This window comes from Nostoc sp. (assembly GCF_036917375.1).
Lineage (GTDB): Bacteria > Cyanobacteriota > Cyanobacteriia > Cyanobacteriales > Nostocaceae > Nostoc.
The window spans coordinates 31,223-48,378 of sequence record NZ_JBALDN010000060.1 but is presented as its reverse complement, the minus strand read 5'-3'; the positions used below and the strand labels follow the sequence as shown (position 1 = coordinate 48,378).

Sequence of the window (17,156 nt, the reverse complement as noted above, 5' to 3'; positions counted from 1 at the left end):
AACGAACCGCCAAGACGCCAAGAGCGCCAAGAAAAGAAAGAGAAGTTTTCACAAATGGTTTAGGATTGCTATATATAAGTGTTGAGTGGTAAAGGAGGATTATTAGCTTCTGAGCATTTTCATTGACCAAATAATGGCATGAGCGCCGAGCATTCGTGAATAGATTTTACCTTGGCGATCGTGTATGATAAAGTTTGCGATCGCACTACTTGGTGTCTTAGCTAGTACTTCACAAGAAACGTAAAATGTTTCGTTATGTGGTATCGCTTCAAACTGTTCAAATTTTTCCACTTTTCCAGGTAAACAACCTTCTTCATGAAAGTGTTGTGTCCAAATCCATAAGGCGTGCATACTCAAGTCTGTTGTATAAGGATTTACCCATTGCACAGGGAATTGTCCTTGTTGCTGTGGTGTGAGTTCTGGCCAAAGACATTCTGTTGTAATTTTTTCAGGACTGATGTTTAAAACTCTTTTGACCTCTTGAAAACCAGGGCCGTGAAATAATGTAGCCCCACCATTTTGGTAAAATGCTTTTCCTGTAGCGGTAATGATATTATCTTCTTCGAGATTAAGAGATTCATAAATGGGTGCAGTTGGGATTTCTCGCTGGAGATTGAGTTGAGCGCTAAAATGAAACTGGATTCTACCTTGTGGGTTTTTACTCGAAATTTTGGCTTTAAGTTCAATTCTTTCAAGATTAACTTTAGAAATTTCTTCTATTTCTAAAATATGTTCCTTCGCTAATGTTTCATTGAAAGTAATCCCCTTTAAAACTTTAAAATCTTTGTAATTAAACAATCTGTAACCAGGATATAATTGTTCAGAAGCATTGATAATCCAGGTCATTGCACAAGTTGCAGGTAAAACTGGAGAACCAGCAATCGTATGATCGTGCAAAAATGGATTAGCCTCCAATGTCATTTGGCGACGAATACGATAGGTTCTAAGTTCTGAATCTAACTCTACCGCAAGTGGAACAAGTGGACTACCAATGACAACTTGTGCAGTTGCATGATTGGTATGATCCATTTCCTTAACGAGCATTTGTGCGCCGACTGCAATGGGAATTATATCGATTTTTCGCTCTTGAAAAATCTTCTTTAATTCTGCTGTCACCATGCCACTATCCCAAGCGCCCCAGTTGATAGCGACTACGTGACATGAGGGATAACTTTGCTTAAATATATGGGCTGATTTGTTCAGAATTTCATTTGCGATCGCATAATCAGATTGTCCAGGATTTCCGTAAAAGCCTGTTACGGAAGAAAACAAAACTAAATGCTGAAGTTGATTAGGGTTAACGCAAGTTAGCAGGTTTTCCAAACCTTGAACTTTGGCGGTGTAAACCTTTTCAAAATCCTCTTCTGTTTTCTTTTCAATTAACTTATCAGCTAAGTTTCCCGCGCCGTGGATGATTCCTGTAATTGGGCCGAGATGTTGCACAGCAGTGGCAAGTTTTTCTTGTAAAGCTGGCGTATCTGTGACATCAACGCTGATATATTCGGCTTTAGCTCCGGTTTTTTCAATTGCTGCTAGAGTCTTTTTAATTTCGCGGCTGGAGGTAATTTTGTTATATATTTTTTGTACATTCATGGGTGTGGGCTTCTCTCCTTGAGAAAGAAGATTTTCCATGATGCATTTTTTCAATGCGGAGTCATCAGAATTTTGGGCATAATCTGGCTCAGTTTCTAATAGTTCGGAGCGACCGAGGAGTATGAATTTGCAGGGTTGCTGTTGAGCTAATCTGATAGTACACTCAGCCGTAATCCCTTTTGCACCGCCGCTCACGACAAAGACAGATGATGGACTAAGCTGGGCTGTTTGTGTCATAAATCCTCGTGAATAGCTGCATAAATTGGGTTTTTTGATATACGAACCGCGAAGACGCTAAGAACGCGAAGGAAGATAAATAGGGAATTTTGTAGTAGGAAGAGAGTAAGAAGAATGCACCATAGCAGCCCTAAAAGATTTATGAGATTCTCTGTTTATTTCTTTTCTTCGCGCCCTTCGCGCCTTCGCGGTTCGTTAAAAACAGGAATTTTCACAACTCAAATAAGACTGCTATATCAAAGAACTAATTAATCGGCGATAATGGTGACTCGTCCTTGTGAACCGTAGCCAACTTCACTTATATAAAGGTTGGGGTCGTGAAGTTCGGCGATGATGTTTTGTACTGACTGTTTAGCGTCAAGTCTAGGACTTAAATCGATCGCACGAGTAAATACTTTTGGCCATTCCCATCTCAGGGTTTTGGTTAATCCAAATAAACCAGCACCGATCGCACCGAAGTTGACTTTATACTCTAAACCGAAGGCTCCATCAAGGTGAGCTACTGTGCAGAAACAACTACGTCCATGCTTTGCGGCTTCGTTCAGAGAGGGTTTGAGGTGTTTCGCCATCAAAAATACGTGCTTGACGATCGCCTTTTCTGATTCGTTATAAGAAATACTTCCGGTGTGATTTCCTACAAACATTGGATGTAAGTGGATGAAGGCCCCAATCGCTCCGCAGTGAGATGCGATCGCTTGCAATTGTTGTTGAAGATGTTCTTCACTTAAGTTTGCTAAGGTGACGCGGGTTACTCCTGTGGGTAAAGGCGCTTGTTGGGCGATGAGCGATTGGGGGAAGCTGATAACTACTACTTTCCAGCCTTTCTCGATTAGGGATTCAGCTAATTTATAGGTGGTGAGGGAACCATCATCGGTGATTAAACCGATGTGTCCCTCTGGTAATGTGAAATCCAAATAATCGGGCTGTGGTAAGCTTCTGAGTTTGACGAGATGGCGCTGGATATTATGCTCTAATTCCGGTGGCTGCTGTTGGACAAACTCAGGCTCAGACTTTTTTTTTTCACCTCCAGCCAACTGCTGTAGGTAATCGACTATTTGACCGATGGTGCGGAGGTCTCCGAGTTCTTCGATATTTGGCTTGGGTAAGTTGGGGTACATTTCTTGCATCGCCCCTAAGATTTCTACCCGTTTGATAGAGTCAATCCCTAAATCAGCTTCCATGTCCATTTCCAGTTCCAGCATCTCGACTGGATAACCAGTCTTATCACTGGTGATGGCTAACAGGGTTTCACCTAAGTTTGCAAATTCATCACTTGTAGAGACAGAGAGAGCAACTTCTGGTTCTGGGGTGAATGCGACAACTATGCTTGGTTCCGGTGCAATGACTACCTCAACTACTGGTGCAGTTTCTACTGCAATCTCGGTTGCTGGTTGTATTTCGTGAACTGCAATTTCTACAGAAACACTTTTGGAAGCGTGGGATTGCAGATACTCTACAACTTGACCGATGGTGCGTTTTTCTGACAGTTCTTCTAAATTTGGCTTGGGTAAGTTGGGGTACATTTCTTGTAGCGCCCCCAAGATTTCTACCCGTTTAATAGAGTCAATCCCTAAATCAGCCTCCATGTCCATGTCCATTTCCAGCATTTCGACTGGGTAGCCGGTCTTATCGCTGGTGATGGCTAACAGGTTTTTATCCAAGTCAACAATATCGATGGTTGCGCCAGATACAGGTGCAGCAGTTGTGGGTGCTGGTTCTGGGGTGAATGCAACAACGTCGTTGGCTGGAGGTGAGCTAATTTTGACTACAACTTCAGGTTGGGGTTCTACAACTGGGGCAGGTGGCGCGACTACAGGCTCTACTGTCTCGACAGTGGCGAAGTGCGGTGTGGGAAGTGGGGAGTAGGAAGTTTCAACTAGAGCCTCTACAACAGCCGGGAGAGGTGCTTGGGTAACATTTAAGCCATTTTTAGCTACAGGCTCAGTTACAGGCAAAGGCTGGCTTTCTACTATCTTGGTAGTAGCGGGTACGGGTGCATCAGTAACAGTTGTTTCTGTGGTGAACGGAGTGAAATTGCTGAGTTTCTCTGTTAGTTGAGTTGCTCCCTCACCTGAGATGATTTGAGAATATTCTTGCTGGATGAGTTGGAAAAAGCTCTTAGTATATTCCAGTTGCTCTTGGAGATATTGCTCATGGATGCGTAGAGTTTCACCCTGTTGGGAATGAAACTGCATCATGCTACGCTCTAAGCTTTCCATGACAACTAGCTTCATTTTGGCAGTTTCGGCTGTTGATTTACTTTCACTCAACAAGGAATTCTGCTGCTGCATCAGTTGGAAAAACGCTTTAGCGTATTCCATTTGATGGTTGAGATAAGTACCGTGAACTTGTAAATTCTCGGCTTGATTTTCCTGGAATTGTGTCAGGAGATATTCTAAACTTGCTAAAAGTTGTTCGTAATTTGTAAGTTTTTCTGGTGTTGGTTGCATCTTAGATTCCTGGACTGGTTGTGACAGGGTAACAGGATTCATCTGTTGCTCTGGCTGGGTGATGATACTAGCAGTCACACCGTTCATTACTGGGGTAAGTTTTTTATGTCCGTTAGTCTCTATCACTGCTACAGGTGGAGTTACACCGGGGCTACTAAATAAAGGAGCTACAGTTTCAGAAGCTTCGGGAGTGGGTAATGTGACTTTATGCCCATCCTGCAAAGCTAGAGCGAAGGCATTTTTCGTTTTTTCGGATCTGTAGTTTATGCCGTTTAAACGGACATTTAATGTCTTCTTCGTCTCAATTGGGGGGATAGTTTGGGGAAGTTGGTAAGGATCGAGGTTATTCAAAGCCATACCAATTACCCGCAACTGCACAACTGCTTCTCGCAAAGAGCGATCGCTATTCTTTTGAGTGCTGGGATTCAAAGATACGGTGATGTGTGGGCGATCGCCAAGAATCTCTTTCACCAAGTTGCTCAGAATTCTCCTCGGCCCAAATTCCACAAAGCAAGTACCACCTGCCGCATAGATATTTTCAATTTCCTGTTTAAACAACACCGAGTTTGAAAGGTGCGTTTCCAGAATCTTTTGAATATTTTGGGCTTCCTTGGGATACTGCTTACTGGTAACGTTGCTGTAAACAGGGATTTTCGGACTTTGGAACTTGACAGACTTGGTAGCGATCGCAAAGGATTTCTGAGCAAAGGCGATTAGCGGTGTATGGAACGCTGCTGAAACAGGTAACAATACAGCCGTATATCCTTTCTCGTGTAAAGCCTCTTTGATTCTCGCTATTTCTGCGGTAGGCCCAGCCAAGACAAATTGAGTCGGAGAATTTTGATTAGCGATCGCAACTTGGGGAAAATGTCTCAGCACTGCTTCCACTTTGCTGATGTCTTCTTTGACAGCCAGCATACTACCCGCATCATGATCTGGATCTTCGGGTGCAGCCATTGCTTGACCCCTAGCTTTCACTAAGAACAAGTAATCTTCGGTACTCAAAACCCCCGCAGCCCATAGTGCGGTTAGTTCACCAAAGCTATGACCGGCAACAAAATCTGATTTAAATCCAGCTTGTTGCAATATGCTGTACATCCCTGCACTCAACACCCCGATGGCTGGTTGAGCGTATTCTGTGCGTTGTAAGGCAGCAATTTGGACATTCTTTTCTGCCTCTCCAAACACAGGATGAGGAAAAACGATTTCTGACAACGGCTGCAAATTATCTTTGAGCAACAGGCTATCCATATAACCATGAAGACGGCGCATCAAAGGAAAATTCATCACCAGTTCGCGTCCCATCTCCAGGTATTGCGAACCTTGACCAGAAAATAGAGAGACAACTTTTCCGCCCAACTCCATACCAGAGGAACGGTAATAAATCCCTTGGGGATGCTCCCAAGATGCTGCTGACCCTTTGAGTTTCAGCCAGTCAATGCTAGTTTGCAGAAACTTGCAAGCTTCTTCGAGATTCTCAGCGACAAACCCAAATCTGGCAGCAGAGAGAGGAATTTGTTGTAATTTGCACTCATTGACTAATTGTGCGTAATGTGCGGGTGCATCTGGCGATCGCAACTTACCTAAAATCTCTTCCGACTTGCTCAACAATTGCTCTACCGTAGGAGCAAACAACAGCACTTCACTAGCATCACTGTGTAAGCGGTAAGCGGCGTTTTGGTCGGCTTCATATTCTTCCAAAACAACGTGATAGTTGGTTCCGCCAAATCCAAAGGAACTTACACCTGCGCGTCTTGGTGCTTCCCCTTCTGGACGAATCCAAGGTCTAGTTTCGGTATTCAAATAAAAGGATGAATTTTTAATGTTGAGTTTGGGGTTTGGCTCGGTAATGTTAATTGTGGGTGGTAATACTTTGTGATGTAAAGCCAAAGCAGTTTTAATCAAACTCGCCGCACCCGCAGCCGCTTTTGTGTGTCCGATTTGCGATTTCACACTACCCAAAGCGATATGCTGCTTTTTGTCATCATGCACATCAAAAAAGTCTTTTAAAGAACCGAATTCTGTCGGATCTCCAGCCATTGTACCGGTGCCATGTGCTTCCATCAAACCAACAGTTGCAGGAGAGAAGCCGGCATCTTCATAAGCGCGTTCTAAGGCTTTAACTTGACCTTCTTTGCGGGGAGCATAAATGCTCTTGTAACGCCCATCGCTGGAAGTACCAATACCTTTAATTACGGCATATATTTTATCGTTGTCTCGTTCAGCATCTTCTAACCGTTTGAGGACAATCATCCCGATACCTTCACCCAGCATCATCCCATCAGATTTAGCATCAAATGGTTTGACATTTTCACTAGGAGAAACAGCCGGTGTTTTGCTGAAAGAGATGTAAGCCATGATGGTGTTGTCGGTATCAACGCCACCAGTTAGCATCATGTCAGAACGATGTTCAACTAGTTCGCTGATTGCCATTTTTAAAGCACCGAAAGAACTAGCGCAAGCGGCATCAACTACACAATTCATCCCGCCAAAATTTAGGCGATTGGCAATTCTACCTGCGACTACGTTAGCCAACATTCCAGGGAAAGCGTTCTCATCCCACTTTACGTAAGCGCTTTTGATTTTCTCGACGATTTTTTGCGTATCTTCATCGGATAAACCACTGCTTTTGAGAGCTTTTTCCCAAATCGGATATTCCAACCTAGCTGAAAGTGGCATTCCTAATTGCTTGGCCATAGCCACGCCTAAGATTACGCCAACAGTCTCGCGGTTAAACTCACGTTTTTCACCATAGCCTGCATCTTCCATCGCCTCTTTTGCAACCACTAAACTTAATAGTTGCGATACATCTGTGACTTCTAAAATGCTGGGAGGTATACCGAATTCCATCGGGTTAAAATCTACTTCTGGAAGAAATCCACCTCTTTTACAATAGGTTTTATCTTCAGTAGTTCTGGGATTCGGATCGTAATAATCTTCAACACTCCAGTGAGTAGCAGGAACATCGGTAATACAGTCAATTTTGTTTACTATATTTTGCCAGTATTCCCGCAAATTTCTGGCTTGTGGCAATAGAGAAGCCATCCCAACAATGGCGATAGGATTGTATTGTAATTGTCTGTTAATTTTGTTAATTGACACTGATTTATCTGATTTGTCTGACTTCATGTTTTTTTCCTCTATAGACCTCATCACAGCCTTCTCACAATTATTGATAAGGCTCTCTAACTCCGCTAAGGCAGTATCAATTGAATAAGCAGACATAGGGCATAGTTAGTACTGTGGATTGTGTAGTTACAGTAATTTCTGTTGCCTACTAAATAATGAAAATCTCTCGTCTTCTAAGCAGCTAGCTATCCTATCTTTGCTAAATGCTTTTCTCCAAATCAACACCACACGACACATACTGCCCTCATAAAGCCTTAGATTTATAGGCGACTTTGGCATACTGCGTAGGCGTAGCCCGTCGTAGACATCGCAAAAAATGTTATCCAACGCTAGACTCTTGATATTGTGGAAAAAGCTCAACCAATTTTAGATTTGTGATAGCGCAGCGTCTCGTATTCAAAATCTAAAACTTGCACGGTCGATAACGTTGTTAAAACTGGTAAAATAGTCTTGGAGTGTAATAGCTGCTTGACCAGTGATTTTAATCCATTTGGAATGGTAAAGATTTTGAGTAATGGTATCCTACTGGAACAATGAAAACTGAGGAGTAGCTAAGGGAACAGAAACGTTTTTTACCCGAAACCGTTTGATTATCTAACCTAACCACAGCAACATGTCTGTTCTTAATGACAACGTTCTGTATCTGGATCAATTTCATAGCCAATTTCAACGTCCGGGATAATATATTTTATGCTACTTCAACCAGGAAAGTTGACAAGTTCGTTACACAAAAGACACCATCCTGGAGCCGGATTTATGCAAATTGAAACAGTAATTAAACGAGCATAAGTGATGACCAAGCAGTTATCTTTAGCTATTTTTAATTTTAAAACTTCCATCAAATAACTAGTTTGTCTAACTGCTTTTAAGCGTTGAATTAATAAAAAGACTAACATACTTTACACAAACTAAATCATTTCTTTAAAGTTATTTTATAAATAAATTTCTACTCTTACTGATATGAATTTTTAAGAAATTTCAGCCGAAAAGTATAATTTATAACTATATAAATGAGTTAGATAGTTTGTTATTTACTGGTTAACCAGAAAATTCCCCTGAATTAAGTTAACAATGCCAATCTGTTGTCTAGTAAGTAACAATTCAATTAATACATAGATAAATTGAATAACCATAAGTATGTTTTCTCAAATAAACATGATAATTGAACCAAAGTTTTTGGTTATTTTTCAATATAAGTCAAGTTAAAAAGGAAAGCGGTTATTTATAAAGCAAATATTAATTTTTAGTATGTTACTTGGTAAACATAATCATGATTTCATTAGTGGTTATAAATCTCAACAACACAGACAAAAGCTAGCCACCTGGGCTAAACAAGGGTCTTAAAGCTAGCTAAACTTCCGTTACAGTAGACCTCTTGGCATTTGTGCTTTTTGCACTCTTGGGGAAAAGGGTAAAGGGAAACGCCTTCGGCTGGGGAAAGGAGAAGGGGTAAGGGGTAAAGGGGATTTTCTTCCCTTTCCCCTTTACCCTTTAACCTTTCCCCCTCTTCTTTCCTTCCCCTTTTCCCGACTTATGCAAGAAGTCTAGTGTACTCGTGTATTTTTAGATGTGCGTTGGCATAAGCCACTGAAGGTATCGCTTCATGCCTTTAATTAGTAGGATTAAAACGGATAAGAATGTCTAATAGTACACAACCTCACTAACAATAATCTGTTAGTAATAAGAAATCTGGTTAATAACCAACTATCTATTGGTATTCAATCAGCAGATGAAGGATTAGTGATGAGCAAATTTATTCAGTCTTTCATCTGACTATGATGAAATATTTTAGTGAGAGAATCAGGACTTATGAAAATAAAATTACTTGACAAATGAAAATTTGATTGTCATACTTAATAACAAGTTTATCCAAGTTTTGAGTTCATTTTTATTAGCGCTTGGTTGTTCTTGAAAGTTAAGTTTTCTGGTTAGCGCTATTGTATTTTACGCTACGGGGTTAGATGTCAAATTAGGATATAACTTAGGAAGCTTTGAAGTAATACGCCATTAATTTTCACGCCACAATAGTAAGTTTGGCCGGTAAAAGCGTACAACAATTCATATAAAACCAATTTAGAACCATCCACTCAATTGAGGTAGAAAACCTAGAGGAAAAGCCCTCTTGGTAATTTGCGGATGAGTCCATTGTAATCGACTAAATATAACCAGGTTATTCCCTAAAAAAGCAGAATTGGAATGAAAATATGGCAGTAAATAAAGAAAGTAGATTATTCAGAAAACCCGTAGGCCGATCGCAAGTAATTTTAGCAGCTTCTCTCACTTTAGCGGCTGGATTAATCACTTTCTATAGTTTGGCACCCTTTTGGTCTAAACCGAAAGTTGTGACAGCGCCAGCCAACCCTCCAAAAGCTGCCACCCCTGCGAAAGTTGCTGTGACTGCCTTGGGACGTTTAGAACCAGAAGGCGAAGTTACTACTTTGACTGCTCCCACATCTAATAATGGGGTGCGAGTAGACAGACTGTTAGTGAAAGAAGGAGATACGGTTAAAGCAGGACAATTATTGGCCTATCTCGAAAATTATGGTCGTTCTAAAACCGCATTGCAACAGGCTTTAGACCAGCTACAAGTTGCCAAAGCTAAATTGGCGCAAGTTAAATCTGGAGGTAAAACCGGAGATGTCGATGCTCAAAAGGCTGTAATTGCCCGTTTAGAGCCACAATATAAAGGAGATGTTGCCACACAACAGGCAACAATCGACCGCATCCAGGCGGAAGTAGACAATGCTCAAGCTGAAAATAATCGCTATCAGCAATTATATAGACAAGGTGCGATCGCGGCTTCTGTAGCAGATAGCAAAGCTTTGCAACTAAAGACTACACAACAGCAGCTAACAGAAGCCCAAGCCACTCTCAAGCGAACTCAAGACACATACCAAGAACAACGCAAGCAAGCACAAGCACAACTCACCAGTATTAGCGAAGTGCGTAGTGTAGATGTTCAAGTCGCACAAAGCGAAGTTAATAGTGCAACAACTTCTGTTCAACAAGCAAAAGCCGACTTGGATTTAAGTTACATCAAATCTCCCATAAATGGCAAAATTTTGAAAATTCACGCCAAAACCGGAGAAGTAATTAGCACCACCAGAGGATTTGCTGAAATAGGTAAGACATCTCAAATGTATGTGATTGCAGAGGTGTATCAAACCGATGTTCAAAAAGTGCGTGTAGGACAAAAAGCCACCATTACCAGCACTGCATTTCCTGGAACAATAAAAGGAACTGTAAAAGAAATTGGTTGGCAAGTTGACAAGCAAAGCATCTTTAGCCTCAACCCTGGCTCAGATACAGACCGCAGAATAGTGGAAGTGAAAATCTCCATCGATAATCCTGCCGATAGTGAAAAGGTCGCTCGTTTTACTAACTTACAAGTCGATGTCGCCATTCATATTTAGTCATTGAACATAGGGCATAGGGCATAGGGCATTGGTCATTAACAAATGACAAATGACAAATGACAAATGACAAATAATAAATAAATCCATGATTTTCAAAATTCCTTTAGCATGGCTACAGTTAGCCCAGCAAAAAGTTCGTTTACTAGTAGCTGTAGCCGGAATTGGCTTTATTGTGTTGCTAATGTTTGTGCAACTTGGTTTTCAAGATGCTCTCTATTCTAGTGCAACTGCTGTGCATCAGAATCTCAAAGGAGATTTATTTTTAGTTAGTTCGCAATATAAATCTTTGACCTCAAATCAAAGTTTTTCGCGGACTCGTTTGTATCAATCTTTGGGGTTTGATGGCGTAGAGTCAGTTAGCCCCATGTATTTGCAATTTGCCAAACTCAAAAATCCGGCAACTGGTGAGAAATATTCAATATATGTTATTGGTTTCGATCCAGGTAGACCTGTAATCAATCTACCGGAAGTTGAGAAAAATTTAGATAAACTCAAAATTCCCGATGTTATGCTTTTTGATCGGGGTTCTCGCCCAGAGTTTGGCCCAATAGCTGAAAAATTTAATGCGGGAGATACTACACAAACAGTTGAAATATTTCCCTTCAATTCATTAATTGGCTATAAAGTGAGAATTGGTGGCTTATTCACCTTAGGGCCTTCCTTTGGGGTAGACGGCAATTTACTTGTCAGTGACTCAACTTTCTTAAGAATAAATCCCAATACTCGTCCGGCCGATATGATCGATATCGGTTTGATTTCCCTCAAACCTGGTACTAATCCAGAAACAGTACTGAAAAATTTACAAGCAAGTTTGCCTAATGATGTCCAAGTTTTTACCCGCCAAGGCTTCATTGATTTTGAAAAAAAATATTGGGCTGTCAGAACACCCATTGGTTTTATTCTTAACTTAATGTTGACAATGGCTGCGGTGGTTGGTGTAGTTATTGTTTATCAAATTCTTTACAGCAATATTGCTACACAGTTCGTTGCTTACGCCACTTTAAAAGCCATCGGTTATGCCAATAGCTATTTACTAAATGTAGTATTTCAGCAAGCTTTAATTTTAGCGATTTTAGGTTATATCCCAGGATTTATTACTTCTGTTTTGTTATATAGTTTTGCAGCAGAAGCAACTAAACTACCAATAGTTATGACCACTAATAATGCAGTGATTGTCTTAACTTCAACAGTTCTGATGTGTATAACATCAGGAGCGCTTGCTATCAATAAACTCCGTTCCGCAGATCCAGGAGATATTTTCTAGCTGATTTTTAGTAGCAAAATAATTCAGTTATTTTGCCATGATATAAACTGATAGCTAAGTATTAGTACAGCTTCTCCACAGAATAATTCTTCTTATACACGTTTAGATTTTAGATTAAAAGTATTTACCAATATTTAAATTTGGTATTACTTAAAGTCTTTTATCTAACAAATCAAATTCACCTATTTAACAATGATTTCGATTTTATGAACCTTAAAGACAAAACTCTCCTAATTACTGGGATTAATGAATTTGTCGGTTTGCGTACAGCCGAGTTAGCCATAGCGCAAGGGATGAAGGTTCGTGGATTACAAAGTTCTACAGAACAGAACAAACAATTACAGAATTTAGGCGTAGAGGTAATTATTGGTAGTATCACCGATTCTACTATTGCCCAAAAGGCTTGTCAGGGAGTAGATATCGTTTTACATACAGAGCAAATTGCTGAAGAAGCTGGTGCAATTAAGCATTTTCGTGATGTGAATGTTGGCGGTACTGTCAATATGGCTAAAGCTGCTAAACAAGCTGGTGTCAAAACATTTGTGCATTTATCTAGTGTGATGGTTTACGGTTTTAACTATCCTGATGGTGTTACAGAATCCGGCCCACTCTCTGGCGAAAATAATCCCTACTGTCAAACGAAAATAGAAGCTGAAACAGCAGTATTAGAACTGAATAATCCTCCAGATTTTGGCATCATTATTATTCGAGCCGGTGATGTTTACGGCCCAGGAAGTATTCCCTGGATAGTCAGACCAATTCTGATGATGCGTCAAAAATTATTTGCCTGTGCCAATGATGCTAAAGGAGTTATCAATCACGTATATATAGATAATCTGGTTAATGGCATTTTTCTCGCGATAGAAAAAGAAATCTACGGTGAAATATTTAATATCACCGACGGACAAGAAACTTCGTGGAGAGAGTATTTTATGCGTTTAGCAGCAATGGAAGATTTACAAGCACCCCTTTCATTATCAAAAGATGAAATCAAATTGTTTCTAAAGCTACGCGTTCAAGGACAAAAACTGTTTCGGAAAAAAGTTGATATCCTACCAGAGTCTATAGATTTTATGACTCGTCCTTACGCTTGTTCCATTGCCAAAGCCCAAAATCTGTTAAATTACAAACCAGCAGTTGACCTAGAATTAGGTATGCAGCAAACACATGAATGGCTGCAAAAAACAGATATTCAAAGCTTGATGAAATAGTTCATAGATTTTTAGTAATTCAGGAGTCAGGAGTCAGAATGGGCTAAACGCCCCGCTACTGCTAACAGAATGATTGCAAAATGAAATATCTAGGAGACTCTTGATTTACTTGAAATGATTCAGCTTGGTATCAAAGTATCCTTAATTCTGACTCCTGGATTCTGACTTCTGAATTCTTACGTTGCATCTACCTAACTACGATTAACCAAATAATCCACAGATTTTCCGAATACTTATTTTCTATGAGTAGCAATCAGCCACGATTGAGCATCGGATTACCTGTATACAATGGTGAAAAATTTATCAAAGAAGCCATAGATTCACTCTTGGCGCAGACCTTTGAAGATTTTGAACTTATTATTTCAGATAACGCATCAACAGATAAAACTGAGGAAATTTGTAGAGCTTATGCCGAGCAAGAGCAACGTATTTGTTACTACCGCAATGACACGAATATCGGTTGTGCTGGTAACTTTAATCGTGTCTTGAAACTGTCTTCGGGTGAGTATTTTAAATGGGCAGCCCATGACGATCTACATTCTCCAGATTTTATCAAGAAGTGTGTCGAGGTGCTTGACCGAGATCCTACTATAATCTTGTGTCACTCCCAGGCATATTTCATTGATGAACAGGGGAATTTTATCCAAAATTACGATATCAAAGTCAAGGCCGATTCACTAAAGCCACAGGAGCGTTTTCACGAATTGCTGACCAAGCATTTATGCAATCAATGTTACGGGGTAATTCGCACTAGTGCTTTGAAAAAGATACCGCCTATGGGTGGTTACGGTAATGCAGATGGAATTCTTTTGTTAAGACTTGGTATTCTCGGTAGGTTTTATGAAATCCCTGAATACCTGTTTTTCTTCAGAAGTCATCCGCAACAATCAATGAGTATGTTTTTTCCCAATTATTTGTTGTTAACAAATACAAATCAAAAATCATTCTTGAGTATGCTGCCTGATTTTTATGGGTATACAGTGTGGTTTGATTCAGCAAAGAAAGGACAAATTTTATTCCCACATTGGAGAATAATCTGGGAGTATATACTCTCTATATGGCGTAGTCCCCTGAGTTTGAATGAGCGGCTATGTTGTCATAGAAGTCTACAACAGCAGTTAAAAGGAACAGAATATCTTTTGCTGAAAGATTTGCTAAGTGTGCTGCAAGTATTTTGGAAAGGTTGGAAAACAGCATTCATTAAAGAAGAGCAAGTCATTCTTTGAAAAAACCAGTTTACAAATAAAAGCTGGCGATGGCTGCGCCAATGTCTGTGACAAATGTAGCTTTATATCAACCCAAAAATCACCTATTCTGACTACAAAACTATGCTGAAACTATCTCAACTATCTCATGTTTTGCTTGCTACTTTAATGAGCATCAGCTTTGCAAAAATAGCGAACGCAGAGCCAACTGCAACACTTAATGTTGTAGTCAATGGAATACATCACCAAAAAGGTGAAATTTGCTTCCGAGTTTATGCAAATGAAAAAGGATTTCCAATGAGTAGTACTAGTGAAGCTCAAAGTGGCTGCGCTAAGATTACTGGCACTTCTGTAAAAAAAGAATTCTCCGGTTTGAAGCCTGGAACTTATGCTGTTGCTGTGGTTGACGATCAAAATGGCGATCGCAAACTCAATAAAGACTTTTTCGGAATTCCTAAAGAAGGTTTTGGAATTTCTAAAAATCCAACTGTGTCTATACAAACAGGTACACCAAAGTTTCGTGATGCCAGTTTTGTTGTAAACAAAAATACAACAGTGACCATCATTATGAAATATTCACTGGATTCGTAAAGGGAATGGGGAGTTAGGAGGAGAGGGAAAATTATTCTCCTCTGCCCCATCCCCAATTTCCAATCCATTATTCTGTCGGAGATTAAAAATTTAATGGAAGATTTGGCAATATTTCTGTCTAAGTCTTTGATGGGTTGGCTGGTTATTCAGGTGTGTTTTACGCTTGTCTTTATATGGTATCTGCGCTCATCTAAAAAAAACTTATTACCAGACGATCAGCTACCCAAAACAGCAGTAATTCTTTGCTTACGCGGAGCCGATCCGTTTTTGCCTAGATGTTTGCGATCGCTCTTAAATCAAAACTATCCACAGTATGATTTAAAGTTGATCGTTGATAGTCACGAAGATCCCGCTTGGAAAATTGCTAGTGAAACCATCACAGAGCAAGAAGCAACCAACGTTCAAATCAGCCCTTTGAGAATAGTACGCAACAGTTGTAGTCTCAAATGCAGTTCTTTAGTTCAAGCTGTCCGGGAGTTGGACGACTCTTACAAGGTGGTTGCTTTAGTCGATGCTGATACTATAGTTCATCTGAATTGGCTCAGAGAATTAGTCAGTCCTCTAGGCGATGCGAAAGTAGGCGCAACAACCGGCAATCGTTGGTACGTACCAACAGGTAGGTATTGGGGTTCTTTAGTGCGGTACATCGGCAATGTATCCACAGTGGTGCAAATGTTTATCTTTCAGATTCCTTGGGGTGGAACTTTGGCTGTGAAAACAGAAGTGCTTCGCCAAACAGAACTGCTAGATAAGTGGGGACAAGCTTTAGGCGAAGATTTTATGATGCACGACATCCTGAAAAAACATGGTTTTCAGGTAAAGTTTGTGCCTTCGCTGCTAATAGTTAATCGGGAAGAGACTGATTTATTTAACTTAATAGACTATCTCAAGCGCCTTATCCTTTTTTCTCGACTGTATCATCCCCGTTGGTTGGCTCTTGTGAGTGAAGCTGTTTCTAGCATTTTGTTTCCGACTCTACTGAGCGTGTTAGTTCTAGAGTCGCTGTTAGAGGCAAAATGGGAAGCTGCGGCTCTGTTGTTAGTCTGCTATGGAGTTTACACTGTCGGATTACTCTTGATAATGTTGGTGTTGGAATTAGAGATACAGCGAGTGGTCCGCTCTAATGACCAGGCGATCGCCAAATTATCAGCTCCTACAATCATTAAAATGTTAATTGGGATTCCGTTGACACAGTGGGTTTATGGGTTAGCGATGCTATCATCCCTGTGGACATCAACAGTCACCTGGCGCGGTGTTAGCTATCGCGTTAAAGGGCCTTGGAATGTCCGCTTAGTGGAATATCGCCCTTATCAATGGTTGGATCAGCCTATTAATAGCAAGGTTTCTCTTTGAATTAAATTGCTAAATATCAACTAGGGCATGAAAGTTATTACACTAAACATTCCCTAGTCTTCAAATTATATTATCTTATATTTAGTAGAACTATATTAGCTATAACCCTTGTAAAAATATATGTTTATACTTGTTGATTGCCAAACATATTTACATTTTTAGCAAGGGTTTAGACAAATATATTAAGGGGAATTTTGACTTAGCAGTTTGGATGTTTTGTTAGTTTCTAATCCAGGTTTATATACGGGTTTGCAATTGAGTCTACTAATCTCCAACCTTTTCCATACCTCTTTCTTAATAAGCTACGGTGTACACACATTTTGGTAATGAAGCCCAAACTCTGGATTTACCCCCCTTAATCCCCCCTTATAAAGGGGGAAAAAAGAAATCTAGTTCCCTCCCCTTTCCAAGGGGAGGGTTAGGGTGGGGTAAAACCTTGCTTAATCAGCTATTTCAGACTTGTGTGTACACCGCTTGGGGAAGTTAGAGGGGGTCAGAAGGACTTGTGTGTAATACCTGTAGCCTAAGAAGATAGGAAAGCGGAAAACCTTTGTTGCTGGAAGGGAGTAATCCCCAAAGCATCTCTTCTAGAAGGAGAGAGATCGGACTCTATTGCACACAAGCTAGAAGCACTATAAACATCCACTTCAAAATCGAAAATTTCAGCTATTTGACAATGCGTAAATCCTTAGTCTAACTGTATTAGT

General features: G+C 40.3%; 8 protein-coding genes and 1 pseudogene. 6 read left to right on the top strand and 3 right to left on the bottom strand.

Annotation, left to right across the window (positions count from 1 at the left end; translation table 11 throughout):
* Window positions 1-102: 102 nt before the first annotated feature.
* The 3 genes and pseudogenes from V7K45_RS16230 to V7K45_RS16220 all read right to left on the bottom strand — a co-directional run bounded on the left by V7K45_RS16230 (window position 103) and on the right by V7K45_RS16220 (window position 8,067).
* Window positions 103-1,830 carry an SDR family NAD(P)-dependent oxidoreductase gene (locus V7K45_RS16230; RefSeq protein ID WP_335005126.1) on the bottom strand — a complete coding sequence of 576 codons (1,728 nt, stop codon included), beginning with the start codon at window positions 1,828-1,830 and terminating at the stop codon, window positions 103-105.
* A 248-nt stretch (window positions 1,831-2,078) separates the two neighbouring features.
* Entirely contained in the window at window positions 2,079-7,505 is a 5,427-nt protein-coding gene (locus tag V7K45_RS16225; RefSeq protein WP_335005124.1) for a beta-ketoacyl synthase N-terminal-like domain-containing protein, read from the bottom strand.
* Between the two features lie 300 nt (window positions 7,506-7,805).
* Window positions 7,806-8,067: pseudogene (locus V7K45_RS16220) on the bottom strand (hypothetical protein).
* A gap of 1,546 nt (window positions 8,068-9,613) precedes the next feature.
* On the opposite strand from V7K45_RS16220, the gene V7K45_RS16215 reads away from it, so the two are divergent.
* The 6 genes from V7K45_RS16215 to V7K45_RS16190 all read left to right on the top strand — a co-directional run bounded on the left by V7K45_RS16215 (window position 9,614) and on the right by V7K45_RS16190 (window position 16,449).
* Complete coding sequence (locus tag V7K45_RS16215) at window positions 9,614-10,822, top strand: ABC exporter membrane fusion protein (protein ID WP_335005122.1); 1,209 nt, start codon at window positions 9,614-9,616, stop codon at window positions 10,820-10,822.
* An 88-nt stretch (window positions 10,823-10,910) separates the two neighbouring features.
* Window positions 10,911-12,089, top strand: a complete 1,179-nt coding sequence (gene devC / locus V7K45_RS16210) for an ABC transporter permease DevC (RefSeq protein ID WP_335005120.1) — start codon at window positions 10,911-10,913, stop codon at window positions 12,087-12,089.
* Window positions 12,090-12,295: 206 nt separating this feature from the next.
* Complete coding sequence (locus tag V7K45_RS16205; protein WP_335005118.1) at window positions 12,296-13,300, top strand: NAD-dependent epimerase/dehydratase family protein; 1,005 nt, start codon at window positions 12,296-12,298, stop codon at window positions 13,298-13,300.
* 242 nt (window positions 13,301-13,542) lie between these two features.
* Window positions 13,543-14,526 carry a glycosyltransferase family 2 protein gene (locus tag V7K45_RS16200; RefSeq protein ID WP_335005116.1) on the top strand — a complete coding sequence of 328 codons (984 nt, stop codon included), beginning with the start codon at window positions 13,543-13,545 and terminating at the stop codon, window positions 14,524-14,526.
* A 102-nt stretch (window positions 14,527-14,628) separates the two neighbouring features.
* Window positions 14,629-15,096, top strand: coding sequence for a DUF2141 domain-containing protein (locus tag V7K45_RS16195; protein ID WP_335005114.1), 468 nt, complete (start codon window positions 14,629-14,631; stop codon window positions 15,094-15,096).
* Window positions 15,097-15,189: 93 nt separating this feature from the next.
* On the top strand, window positions 15,190-16,449 hold the full coding sequence (locus V7K45_RS16190; RefSeq protein WP_335005112.1) for a glycosyltransferase: 1,260 nt from the start codon (window positions 15,190-15,192) through the stop codon (window positions 16,447-16,449).
* The last annotated feature ends 707 nt before the right edge of the window (window positions 16,450-17,156 follow it).

Excerpts from the sequence above, each read along its gene's own strand:
- V7K45_RS16195 (WP_335005114.1), top strand. The coding sequence starts at position 14,629 with ATGCTGAAACTATCTCAACTATCTCATGTTTTGCTTGCTACTTTAATG.
- V7K45_RS16200 (WP_335005116.1), top strand. The coding sequence starts at position 13,543 with ATGAGTAGCAATCAGCCACGATTGAGCATCGGATTACCTGTATACAAT.
- V7K45_RS16225 (WP_335005124.1), bottom strand. The coding sequence starts at position 7,505 with ATGTCTGCTTATTCAATTGATACTGCCTTAGCGGAGTTAGAGAGCCTT.
- V7K45_RS16190 (WP_335005112.1), top strand. The coding sequence starts at position 15,190 with ATGGAAGATTTGGCAATATTTCTGTCTAAGTCTTTGATGGGTTGGCTG.
- V7K45_RS16230 (WP_335005126.1), bottom strand. The coding sequence starts at position 1,830 with ATGACACAAACAGCCCAGCTTAGTCCATCATCTGTCTTTGTCGTGAGC.
- V7K45_RS16205 (WP_335005118.1), top strand. The coding sequence starts at position 12,296 with ATGAACCTTAAAGACAAAACTCTCCTAATTACTGGGATTAATGAATTT.
- V7K45_RS16215 (WP_335005122.1), top strand. The coding sequence starts at position 9,614 with ATGGCAGTAAATAAAGAAAGTAGATTATTCAGAAAACCCGTAGGCCGA.
- devC (WP_335005120.1), top strand. The coding sequence starts at position 10,911 with ATGATTTTCAAAATTCCTTTAGCATGGCTACAGTTAGCCCAGCAAAAA.